The sequence below is a fragment of the Ferrimonas kyonanensis DSM 18153 genome (assembly GCF_000425405.1).
GTDB lineage: Bacteria > Pseudomonadota > Gammaproteobacteria > Enterobacterales > Shewanellaceae > Ferrimonas > Ferrimonas kyonanensis.
This window is the reverse complement of sequence record NZ_AUDJ01000001.1, coordinates 77,902-89,497: the sequence shown is the minus strand read 5'-3', so window position 1 is coordinate 89,497 and position 11,596 is coordinate 77,902. Positions and strand designations below refer to the sequence as shown.

At 57.5% G+C, this 11,596-nt stretch carries 9 protein-coding genes, 1 tRNA gene and 1 pseudogene; 4 read left to right on the top strand and 7 right to left on the bottom strand.

All coding sequences use genetic code 11. The features are described from left to right. Nucleotides 1–44: 44 nt before the first annotated feature. Nucleotides 45–1,463, top strand: a complete 1,419-nt coding sequence (gene selA, locus H598_RS0100435) for an L-seryl-tRNA(Sec) selenium transferase (RefSeq protein WP_028111231.1) — start codon at nucleotides 45–47, stop codon at nucleotides 1,461–1,463. Continuing rightward, nucleotides 1,460–3,274, top strand: a pseudogene (gene selB / locus H598_RS27140) (selenocysteine-specific translation elongation factor); the annotation flags it as partial. The gene selA and the pseudogene selB, both read left to right, overlap by 4 nt. A 69-nt stretch (nucleotides 3,275–3,343) precedes the next feature. Here selB and H598_RS26270 read toward each other — a convergent pair. Next, a tRNA-Sec gene (locus H598_RS26270) sits at nucleotides 3,344–3,438 on the bottom strand. A gap of 141 nt (nucleotides 3,439–3,579) precedes the next feature. On the opposite strand from H598_RS26270, the gene fdhD reads away from it, so the two are divergent. Beyond that, complete coding sequence (gene fdhD / locus H598_RS0100425) at nucleotides 3,580–4,413, top strand: formate dehydrogenase accessory sulfurtransferase FdhD (RefSeq protein WP_028111229.1); 834 nt, start codon at nucleotides 3,580–3,582, stop codon at nucleotides 4,411–4,413. An 88-nt stretch (nucleotides 4,414–4,501) separates the two neighbouring features. Here the strand turns inward: fdhD and H598_RS0100420 are convergent, their stop codons facing one another. Then, the gene (locus H598_RS0100420; RefSeq protein WP_028111228.1) at nucleotides 4,502–4,975 is read right to left on the bottom strand and encodes a cupin domain-containing protein; all 474 of its coding nucleotides are present in this window, start codon (nucleotides 4,973–4,975) and stop codon (nucleotides 4,502–4,504) included. A gap of 240 nt (nucleotides 4,976–5,215) precedes the next feature. Between H598_RS0100420 and H598_RS0100415 the strand changes: the two genes are divergently transcribed. Next, nucleotides 5,216–5,968, top strand: a complete 753-nt coding sequence (locus tag H598_RS0100415; RefSeq protein ID WP_156896885.1) for an outer membrane protein OmpK — start codon at nucleotides 5,216–5,218, stop codon at nucleotides 5,966–5,968. A gap of 92 nt (nucleotides 5,969–6,060) precedes the next feature. Here the strand turns inward: H598_RS0100415 and H598_RS0100410 are convergent, their stop codons facing one another. From H598_RS0100410 to H598_RS0100390, 5 genes are all read right to left on the bottom strand, one after another. After that, complete coding sequence (locus tag H598_RS0100410) at nucleotides 6,061–6,261, bottom strand: hypothetical protein (RefSeq protein WP_156896884.1); 201 nt, start codon at nucleotides 6,259–6,261, stop codon at nucleotides 6,061–6,063. 504 nt (nucleotides 6,262–6,765) lie between these two features. Continuing rightward, complete coding sequence (locus H598_RS0100405; protein ID WP_028111225.1) at nucleotides 6,766–7,755, bottom strand: formate dehydrogenase subunit gamma; 990 nt, start codon at nucleotides 7,753–7,755, stop codon at nucleotides 6,766–6,768. 67 nt (nucleotides 7,756–7,822) lie between these two features. Then, nucleotides 7,823–8,416: a formate dehydrogenase FDH3 subunit beta gene (gene fdh3B / locus H598_RS0100400; RefSeq protein WP_028111224.1), complete on the bottom strand. Its 594-nt coding sequence runs from the start codon at nucleotides 8,414–8,416 to the stop codon at nucleotides 7,823–7,825. 23 nt (nucleotides 8,417–8,439) lie between these two features. Beyond that, nucleotides 8,440–11,310, bottom strand: a complete 2,871-nt coding sequence (locus H598_RS0100395; RefSeq protein WP_028111223.1) for a formate dehydrogenase subunit alpha — start codon at nucleotides 11,308–11,310, stop codon at nucleotides 8,440–8,442. A 12-nt stretch (nucleotides 11,311–11,322) separates the two neighbouring features. Further along, entirely contained in the window at nucleotides 11,323–11,520 is a 198-nt protein-coding gene (locus H598_RS0100390) for a twin-arginine translocation signal domain-containing protein (protein ID WP_028111222.1), read from the bottom strand. Between the last annotated feature and the right edge of the window lie 76 nt (nucleotides 11,521–11,596).

Sequence of the window (11,596 nt, the reverse complement as noted above, 5' to 3'; positions counted from 1 at the left end):
GGCTGCGGCCCTCCCCTTTTTACACCACCAACAAGAACCAGACGATGACCCAAACACCCGATACTCAGCGCGCCCTCTACCGGGCCCTGCCTTCCATGGACAGCCTGCTGGCGCAACCGAATCTGGCACCACTGCTGCGGCAATTTGGCAAAACCGCGGTAAAACACGCCGTGGATGCCTGTCTGCAACAAGCCCGAGTCGACATTTCGCGGCAACGTAGCCTGCCGTCATGGTGTGAACAGCCACAGCGGTTGTACGAGTGTTTGGCTGATCGCCTGTCACAGCAGCATCGGCACAGCCTGGTGCCGGTTTGGAATCTCACCGGCACCCTGTTGCACACCAACCTTGGCCGAGCACAGCAGTCTCAGGCGGCCATCGATGCGGTGACCTCGGTGATGCGCTACCCGACGCCACTGGAATTTGAGTTGCAGGCGGGCGTTCGAGGCCACCGCGACAACGCCATCAGTGATTTGATTCGACGCCTGACCGGGGCCGAAGCGTGCTGCGTGGTCAACAACAACGCCGCCGCGGTACTGCTGATGTTGTCCGCGGTCGCACCGGGAAAAGAGGTTATTGTCTCCCGCGGCGAGCTGGTAGAAATCGGCGGAGCCTTTCGCATTCCCGACATCATGCGCCAGGCCGGCTGCACCCTGGTCGAGGTAGGCAGCACCAACCGTACCCACCTGCGGGATTACCAAAACGCCATCACCGACAACACCGCCGCCATCATGAAGGTGCACACCAGCAACTATCACATCTGCGGTTTCACCGCCTCGGTTGCCGAGGCCGAGTTGGCGCAGCTGTGCCAGCAACAGAATATCGCCCTGATCTCCGATCTTGGCAGTGGTTCTCTCACCGATCTGCGCCGTTTCGGCTTAAAGCAGGAACCGTCCCCTCAGGCGATGCTGGCCGACGGCGTGGATCTGGTGAGTTTTTCCGGCGACAAACTGCTGGGCGGGCCTCAATCCGGACTGGTGGTGGGCAAACGTCACCTGATCGACCGGCTTCAGCAACATCCCCTCAAACGGGCACTGCGTTGTGACAAGCTGATTCTGGCCGCGCTGGAGAGCACCCTAATTCACTACCTGACCCCGGAGACCCTGGATCAACAATTGCCGATACTGGCCAAGTTTTCCCGCAGCCTGAGTCAACTGAACGCCATGGGCGAACGACTGCTACAAGCACTGCAACCGCTCTTTGCCGACCGCTACCTGCTGCAACTGACCGAGACCCGCACTCAGGTCGGCAGCGGCGCCCAGCCGGATACCACCCTGGCCTCGGTGGCCCTGACGTTTACCGGCCTGGGTCCGCACAGCAGCTCCGATCTGGAACAGCATTTTAAGCGGGCAACGCGACCGATCATCGGCCGGATCAGTCAAGGCCGGCTGCTGTTGGATCTACGCGGCGTCGATGACGAAGCCGAGCTGACCGAGCAACTGTTGCAACAAGGACGTTCGCTATGATTCTGGTCACCGCCGGGCACGTCGATCACGGCAAAACTACCTTGATTCGTACCCTGACCGGCATCGATGCCGATCGCCTGCCCGAAGAGCAGCGCCGGGGCATGACCATCGACCTGGGCTACGCTTTCCTGCCGATGGACAACGGCCAACGGTTGGCCTTCATCGACGTTCCCGGCCATGAAAAGTACATCAACAACATGTTGGTGGGCGTCAGTCACGCTCAGCACGCCCTGGTGGTGATTGCCTGCGACGACGGCGTGATGCCACAAACCCGGGATCACCTGCAGATACTGTCACTGCTGCCGCTGCACAGCCTGACGCTGGTGCTGACCAAGCGCGACCTGGTGACCGAGGCGCGCTGTCTGCAGGTGCAGGCCGATGCCGAAGCCCTGCTAGCGCACTTCCAGCTGAGTGCCAACCGAATCTTTGCCGTGGCCGCCCACGACGGCAACGACACCGCAACCCTGAAGCGTCATCTTCAGGCGTTGTCACCACGCCAGGACAACCCGTCCATTCCCCACAGCTTTCGACTGAGCCTGGATCGCGCCTTTACCATTAACGGTGCCGGTTGGGTGGTCACCGGAACAGTAATCAGCGGCTCTCTGGCCGTCGGCGATGTCCTGCACAGCTCCGGTCAGCGAGGCCAGATGAAGGTACGCGGGCTGCGTTGCCAGGGGCAGCAAGCTCAACAGGCCGAAGCCGGCACCCGGGTCGCCATCAATGTCACCGGTGTCGACAACCACCGACCACCGCGTCGGGGCGACTGGCTAAGTAGCCAGGTTCAGCCGGCGGCGTGCCCACGCCCAGTCGTACAGATTCGTCCATTTGAATCCCTGAGCCACTGGCAAAGCGTGCACTGCCATCACAGCGCCGACCACCTGCTGGGCCGGGTGGCACTGTTGGGACCGGCCGACGACAACGGCCACTACCTGGCGGAACTGGCACTGGACAAACCGATGTTGCTGGCGCACGACGACACCATCGTATTGCGTCATGCCGATGGCAAACGCACCCTGGGTGCAGCCCGGGTCATCGCCCTGACCAGTCCCAATCGGAAAAAACGCACCGCCGAGCGCTTGGCGCGGCTGACGCAGTTGGCCCATTGCAACACCGTGACCGCGGCTCTGACGACCCTGGCGACTCACAGCGCCCTTGATGCCAAGGAGATTCAGTGGCGCTGGCAACTGACCGACGCCGGGCTGCAGCAAGCCGTGGATTGTGCCGGCCTAAGCCAACTGGGTGACCATCTGGTTGGCCCAGCTTACCTGCAGCAGCAACAGCAATTGCTGCTCACCCATCTGGGTCAGTACCACCAGTCTCACCCGGACCAATTAGGGCTGGGACGACAACGACTGTTGCGCATCAGCCATAGTCCGCTTGCCGATAGCCTGGCCAATCGCTTGCTCGCCATCTGGTGCCAGCAGGGCAGCCTGTGCCAACGAGGCTCACTGCTGCACCTGCCAAGCCATAGTGCCACCCTCAGCGCAGAAGGCGAGGCGCAGTGGCAAACGCTGAAACCGCTGTTGGCTGCCAGCCGTGCACCGGTGTGGGTCACCGAGATGGCGCAGTGGCTGTCGGTGTCGGCGGCCGATCTGCGGCCACTGTGCGTGCAGCTAGTACAGCAGGGGCACCTGACAGCCATCATCAAGGATCGTTACTTGCTGACCACCACCCTGTGTCATTACGCCGACGGCATTCGCACCCACCTGCAGCATCAACCGCAGCTGGAGACCCGGGAGTTTAAGACGATGATCGGCCTGGGGCGCAAAGTCAGCATTCAGTTATTGGAGTTTTTTGATCGCAGCGGCTTTACCCGCCGCAAATTTGGCGGCAGTCATCGAGAGATTCGTGATGGGGAGCTGTTTCAAAGCGAGCAGAAGTGGCGGAAGAACATAGGAGTCGAACCTACCTGGGACTGCTGGCAGCCCCACCCGGATTTGAAGTCCGGACGCCTCACCGGAGACGACGTTCTTCCATCTGAAGACGAGGTGATAATAAGAGCAGACCTCTAAAATAACAACCGCAATTTATATATTAGCTTGGATTTGAGATCGCGATCTCAATTTAAAATCCGAGCCAGACACTTATTACCTAAATTTGAATTCAGGACTGGTTTATGACTTATTTTAAAGATGTCATAAGTAAAAAAGAGATTATTTTGGTTGAGCATAAAGGCACCTCCAAATTAACCGACTTTGTCGCCAATGAAGTGCGTGTTGCCCTCGTCTATAATGGCATTGCCCACACCGTTATGCTCGCCAGCCCCAGGGATCTCGAAGCCTTTGCCATCGGCTTCAGCCTATCGGAAAGAATTGTCTCGAAAATTACTGATATCAAGAGTGTAGAAATTGAGCACGTCGAAGAAGGGGTGATCATTCAATTGGAAATCACCCAACGTTGCTTTATGGCTCTGAAACATCAGCGACGTAATATGGCAGGGCGTACCGGCTGCGGCCTGTGTGGTGTGGCGCAACTGGAAGAAGCAGTAAAGCCAGTAATAAAGTTAGAGTCCGATGTTAGTTTTGATATTCAAAACCTGCAAACAGCACTTGCGGAAATAAAGGACAATCAGAGCCAATTTGAATTAACCGGGGCCACTCATGCCGCCATGGGGCTCGATAACAACGGCACTATTATTGATGCCTATGAAGATATTGGCAGGCACATCGCTCTGGATAAACTCATCGGCGCGTGTGCCAGCCAGTCCATCCGTCCCCCCACCGCAGTGCTGCTCACCAGTCGCGTCAGCTTTGAGATGGTTCAAAAGGCCGCCAGCGCCAACATTCAGATTCTGTTTGCCTTGTCGGCCGTCACCTCGCTGGCGCTGGAACTGGCCCAGCGTAGCAACATCACCCTGGTGGGCTTCTGCCGCCAGGGCCGTGCCACCGTCTACAGCCATGGCCATCGCCTCAACCTGGAGCGACAACCACGCCTGTCCCAAGTGATCTAAGCGACTTCCATCAATGCCCCAGGCCTGTTTTACCGGCCTGGGAAACTACCCCGCCACGGTCGACTCAGCGGGTCAGCGGGTCAGCGGGTCAGCGGGTCAGCATTTCAATGATGCTGTGGTGCTGCGGGTACTGCGCCAGTAACTCCGCCCGTTCAAACAACTCGAAATCACCAAAAGTGAATCCGGGCGACACCATGCAACCCACCAGGGAATAGCCCGGGTTGTTCATGGCCGACCCAAAGATCACCCCTCTGGGCACCAACACCTGAGGCCGCTCTCCCGCTGCCAGATCCATTCCCAGTTGCACCTGCTGCAGTCGGCCGTCCGGGTGAATCATGCTAATGGTCATCGATTCACCGCCATGGAAATACCAGATTTCATCGGCGCTCAAGCGATGAAAATGAGACACCTCGCCGCACTTAAGCAAGAAATAGATGCTGGTCCACAACCCTCGCTGCTCATCAAACGGGCGGTCGGAGGCGAAACTGGGGGCATAGTAACCGCCCTCCACATGGGGCTGCAGTTGTAACGACTGAATCAGGGCATCGGCGCTTGGCTTCATGGGGCTCTCTCTGAGTTTGCAAACGAGTCAGGGTAGGCCAACCGCACTCAAATTGCCATGACGCATAACAAGCCACTGAACTGCCGGAAAAAACGAAATACCGTCAATCACGAAATCTCTCAGTATTCGCCCACCCGGTAATTACGAAATACGGTGAAACGGCCGTTTTATTCAGCAATGGCCGCGCTGGTATACAACTTGCGCTGTCCGGCCTCACGATTAACGACAACAGGACAATCAATGACACGCATACGAAGTGGATGGGCAATACTGGTGGCAACACTGGCCGTTTCCGGCAACCTGGCTGCCAGTGGCATCACCGCCGCCGAGGTGGGCTATATGGGCTTCACTCAGGCCACTCTGAATCGGAACCCCGGCGCCTTTGATCAACCCTACCTGCTTCTCAACTACCTGAATGCCCAGGACCAACACCGCCTGTCCGCTTCACTGAAACTGGAGAATCCGGGGGCGGCTGCCCACAATCAGCAGCATCAGGCCGGCCGCCAGGCCGCCAAGATCTCCGCCCGATACCAGGGTAACCTGGCCTCGGTGCCGGCACAGTTGTGGCTGCAGCACTTCTCCATGCTCAGCGACGCCCTCATCGAGAACAACCTGTTTATGGGGCTGCGACGGGATGGCCACTGGCAGGGATTGGGATTGGGTATGGGCGCTGGCGCCCACTACTCCTTCGGGCGTTCGGACTTTACCGATCAGCATTACGCCGACTGGAGCGGCATGGTCACCAACATTCAACTGAACTGGGCGAACCGCTCCACCCGACTCAGCCTGGATTGGATGGGACACTTTTTCCGCAGCGACGCCCACGCCTCCACCTTTGGTTACACCGGCACCGGCCAGCAACTGACTCTGCTGGCACGGCGGCAACTGTGGCCGGACTGGAGTGTTCAGGGCAAGCTGGTGGGGTATAAGAGCCTGGGCGCCAACCCCAACGACGGGCTGGAGTACTCCATGGGCCTCAACTACCAGTTCTGACTCGAGGCCAGCGCCCCCTTAAGGCCGGACACACGGCCAGCCCGGATAAACGCCTCCGAGGCTGGCCGACACAAGCAGAAAAACCACCACAGTCACAATGACGAGCGATCCCCCCGGCCTGTTCTTAATCGAACGCCGAAGAGTTTCAACGTCACCCCACAAAACGCCAACTGGAAGAAGAACATCATCCTCTCCAGGTCCAACTCCCAGCCGAAATAGTGATAGCCGTGATAGAACACGAAGAACAACATCGTGTTAATAAAGGCCGCCAATAGTGCTTTTAGGACATCCATAGCTTCCCTTTCATGCTCCCGCATGTCGACGGCAGCCCTTGTCATACCCATGCTTGTAACTATAAATACCGACTCGATTTTTACTGCTGGGTTTTAAGAGTTGTCGAACCGCAAAGGTGCTGACGTTAAAGGTGCAGCGGTCTAAGGCCCTGTTAGTTAGCCATTATTCACCGCCGCCTAGGGTTAACAGCCTATCGATAACGGCTTCTGCTGACGCCCAATGACTAAAACAACTGACAGGTATCAGGTTAGGTGTCTCAAACTTTGCCACCGTGACACGAAAAAAGCCCCGTGCGCGATGCAAACCGGGGCTTTGGGTTTTCCCTTCCGAGGAAGTGGGGGACCGCCGAAGCGAACAGCGGGTGAAGCCTCCTGACCTGCTCCACCGATGCCGTATCGCGACAGCAGTCCAATCTGAGTCGTTGACCCTGACTTCCGGTGACCGTTGCCACCAGAGGCCAGGACGGTGAGTTATCGATCACCCACCCCGCAGCATTGGTCTAATTAAGACTTGTACTCCAGGGTGCCGTCGGCTTTGATTTCGTCGTACCACACATTGTGGTGTTGCTTGGCCCAGTTCTCATCACAGTAACCGGACTTCATGCACTCCATACCGCCTTCAGACATCACGGTGGCCATAAAGATGTGCACAATGGAGAAGGCACAGATGATGATCGCCGATGCGCCGTGGGCGATGATCGCCAGCAAGCTCAGGGTACGGCTGGGTTCAAAGACGGTCGGGAACAGCAGAACCAGACCCGAGGCCACAATCACACCGCCAAACAGCACAAAGAACCAGAACCACATCTTCTCACCGGCGTTGGCAAAACCCGCATCCGGGTGCTTGCCCTTAAACGGACCGAAGTTGATGTAGCCGCCCACCACCAGGAACCAGTCCAGGTCGTACTTGGCGGGAATCTGATTTTTGGCCCACTTCACGGTCATCAACGCCCATCCGAGAATGAACGGAATCGCCATGTAATCGTGGATAGGCTTCATCGCCGCCATCAGGGTGGCGAAGGTGCTCTGTCCCAGGGTTGGCTCAAAGAAATGACGACCGGCCATCAGCATCAATCCGGTCAGGATCAGCGTCAGGCAGGGAATGGCCCCCAGCCAATGAATCGCCACGTCGGCTTTGGACCAGCGCAGCACCATCTTACCGGAATAGCCGTCGTGCAACTTCGAGATGCCGTTAACCAGCACAAACAGCACAAAGATGCCGATCATACCGAACAGTGCCAGCATCAGTCCTGGAGCCAGAATCTGCTCCCGCAACGGAATAATGCGCTCATCGTAGGTGTTGATGGCCTGAGCATGGAATGGGCTCTGAGAGGTGGTGTACCCCTCCTGCCCCTGCTTCAACGCCTCCCACACCACCTCGGTCTGATTGCCAGCCTGTTGGGCAACAGTGCCGGGATCGTCGGCGGCAACGCCAACCAGAGGCAGTGCCAGAGCGACCAGCATCAACAGAGGACGTAACAGAGTTTTCAACATAGGTTGCTCCAAACGAGGAAAGGGGCACGGGCCGGAAAACCGGTTCGTGCCCCTTGGCCGATGCTACTTAAGCACCTGTCTTGGTGTTAAACACGAAGGCCTGGTTGCCACCACGGTTTACCACACGCTCACGGAAGATCTCCGATACGGTGTTGGCATCACCGGCCAGCAGCGCCTTGGTAGAGCACAGCTCGGCACACATAGGCAGCTTGCCTTCCGCCAGACGGTTGGCACCGTAGAGCTCACGCTCCTTGGCACTACCGGCTTCGGTGTTCGGGCCACCGGCACAGAAGGTGCACTTGTCCATCTTACCCTTGGAGCCGAAGGTCGACTGTTTCGGGAACTGAGGGGCACCAAACGGGCAGGCGTACAGGCAGTAACCACAACCGATGCAACGCTCTTTGTCGTGCAGCACGATGCCGTCGTCGGTCTTGGAGAATACGTTCACCGGGCACACCGCCATACAAGGGGCATCGGCACAGTGCATGCACGCTACAGACAGAGAGGCTTCTTTGCCCACCTGACCATCGTTGATGGTCACAACGCGGCGACGGGAAATGCCCCACTCCAGCGCGCTGTCGTTTTCGTTCTTACAAGCGGTGACACAGCCGTTACATTCGATGCAGCGCTTGGTATCACACATGAATTTCATGGTCGCCATTAGGCTAATCTCCTTTAACGGCCTTAAGCTTTAACAATCTGACACAGGGACACTTTGGTTTCCTGCATCTGAGTTACCGGGTCATAACCGTAGGTCATGGCGGTGTTGGCGGACTCACCCACAACGTATGGCTTGGTGCTGACACCGCCACTTTCTGGGTACTTCAGCTCTTCGCCTTCAAACACACCCGCAAAGTGGTATGGCATGAAGGTCTCACCTTCGATGACGCGCTCGGTTACCATCGCCTGAATGGTCAGTACTGCCCCTTCAGGAGATTGCAGCTTAACGGTATCGCCGTCACGAATGCCGCGGTCGGCCGCATCGGCAGGGTTGATCTCAACGAACATCTCCTGCTGCAGTTCCGCCAGCCATGGGTTGGAGCGAGTCTCTTCACCACCACCCTCGTACTCAACCAGACGACCGGTCGTCACCACCAGAGGGAACTTCTTATCCAGATCCTCTTTGATGACCTTCTGCTGAATGGACTTGTACAGGGTCGGCAGACGGTGAACCTGACGGTCATCGTAAGTCGGGTACTTGGCAATCAGGTCGCGACGTGGGGTGTACAGAGGCTCACGGTGCAGAGGAATCTCATCCGGGAAGGTCCATACACGAACACGGGCCTTGGCGTTACCGTAAGGGATACAGCCGTGCTTCATGGCCACACGCTGGATACCACCGGAGATGTCGGTCTTCCAGTTCTTGCCGTCGGCGTGCTTCTTCTCTTCGGCAGTCAGTTCATCCCACCAGCCCAGCTGCTTGAGCATGTCGGCGGTGAATTCCGGATGACCGTCACCCAGCTCGTTACCCTTGGAACCCGGGTCTTCGGCCAGAATGTTGACGCCATTGTGCTCAACACCAAAGCGGGCACGGAAGTTACCGCCGCCTTTCATGATGTGCTTGGAGGTGTCGTACAGGATGTGAGTACCCGGGTGTTTCACCTCAGGGGTACCCCAACATGGCCAAGGCAGACCGTAGGTTTCGCCTTTAGCCGGACCACCAGGTGCAGCCAGGTCTTCCCAGGAGAAGGTGCCCCAGTTTTCCTGATGGGTCTTCAGACGCTCAGGGGACTGACCAGTCATGCCGATGGTCCACATGCCGCGGTTCCACTCACGCGTAGTGTCTTCCACGTTAGGCTGGTTGTTCTGAACCTTAATGCGCTTGGTGAACTGCTCAGCAAAGCCCAGTTTCTTGGCCAGAAGATACATGATCTCGTGGTCAGGCTTGGCTTCGAAGGCAGGCTCAATCACCTGGGAGCGCCACTGAATGGAGCGGTTCGACGCCGTCACGGAACCGTAGGTTTCGAACTGAGTCGCCGCAGGCAGCAGATACACACCGTCTTTACGCTGGTGCATCACACCGGCCATGGTTGGGTATGGGTCAACCACCACAATGGCATCCATCTTGTTCAGTGCTTCACGCACTTCACGGCCACGGGTTTCGGTGTTCACCGACTGACCCCAGAAGAAGGCCATGCGGATGTTGTCTTTCTGACCCAGTTTCTTCGGATCTTCCATCACACCATCGTGCCAGCGAGAACACGGAATGCCCGGGGTGTTCATTGGCGTCTTGCCCAGGTACTGACCCTGGTCGAAACGGCTCTTAACCCAGTCGTAATCCAGATCCCATACGTTGGCCCAGTGCTTCCAGGAACCGGTCTTCAGGCCGTAGTAACCTGGCAGGGTGTCAAACAGCAGACCGATGTCGGTCGCGCCCTGTACGTTATCGTGACCACGGAAGATGTTGGCGCCGCCGCCAGAGGTACCCATGTTACCCAGAGCCAGCTGCAGGATGCAGTAAGCACGGGTGTTGGCGTTACCCACAGAGTGCTGGGTACCACCCATACACCAAACGATGGTGCCAGGACGGTGCTCGGCCAGAGTCTTGGCCACGCGCTTCATCTGCTCACCGGTTACGCCGGTAATGTTCTCAACTTCCGCAGGGTGGTAGTTCTTCACTTCATCCCGGATCATCTCCATGCCGTAAACGCGGCGACGGATGAAATCAGGATCTTCCCAGCCATTTTCGAAGATGTGCCACAGCAGGCCGTAGATGAAGGGGATGTCGGTACCTGGACGGATGTGCACGTACTCGTCAGCGTGCGCTGCAGTACGGGTGAATCTAGGGTCGACAACGATCATCTTGGCGCCGCGCTCTTTACCAGTCAGGATGTGCTGCATCGCGACAGGGTGAGCTTCAGCAGGGTTAGAGCCGATGAAGATCATGCTCTTACAGTTGTGCATGTCGTTGTAAGAGTTGGTCATCGCACCGTAACCCCAGGTGTTGGCAACACCGGCTACTGTGGTGGAGTGACAGATACGAGCCGAGTGGTCAACGTTGTTGGTGCCCCACATGGCCGCAAACTTACGGTACAGGTAACATTGTTCGTTGGAGAACTTGGCTGATCCCATAAAGAACAGAGAATCCGGACCGGACTCTTCACGAATCTTCAGCATCAGATCGCCGATCTCTTCGATGGCGGTATCCCAGGACAGCTTCTTCCACTTACCGCCTTCCAGCTTCATCGGGTACTTCACCCGCTTTTCGCTGTGGCCGTGGTGACGGATAGACGCACCCTTGGCACAGTGGCCGCCACGGTTGATGGGGTGATCGAAAGCCGGCTCCTGACCAGTCCAGACACCGTTCTGTACTTCAGCGTAGATACCGCAACCCACGGAACAGTGGGAACAGATGGTACGCTTCACTTCAGTCGGTGCATTGGGATCGACAGCCTGAGAAGCTTCAGCCTTGCGAATCATACCGGCGCCCAACATGGAGGCAGCGGCAATGCCACCGGTAGTCACACCGGCATTTTTCAGGAATTGACGACGGTTAAGGCCTAACCCGACCTTTTTCTCTGCCGCGACAACCTTGGATTGACGTTCCAGTTTCATCTAAAACCTCGCTTATTGGCCACGCAGAGACGCGTAGTAGCTGCGGACATGATCAGACTCGCGGTAACCGCTGGGCTTCTCATCACTGTGGGCAGGGGTGGCAGCAACCGCCTGGGTGCTGGTCACGGCCGCGGCGGCAGTGGCAGCAGCGGTGCCCAATCCCAGATTTTTCAGAAACGCGCGTCGCGTCTGCTGGGTCTTGTTGGTCATTTGTTACCTCTTTCGTGGTAGCGGGGCCGAATGTGCAATTTGGAAACAACGCGCAGCGCCGCCTCAACAACCATCA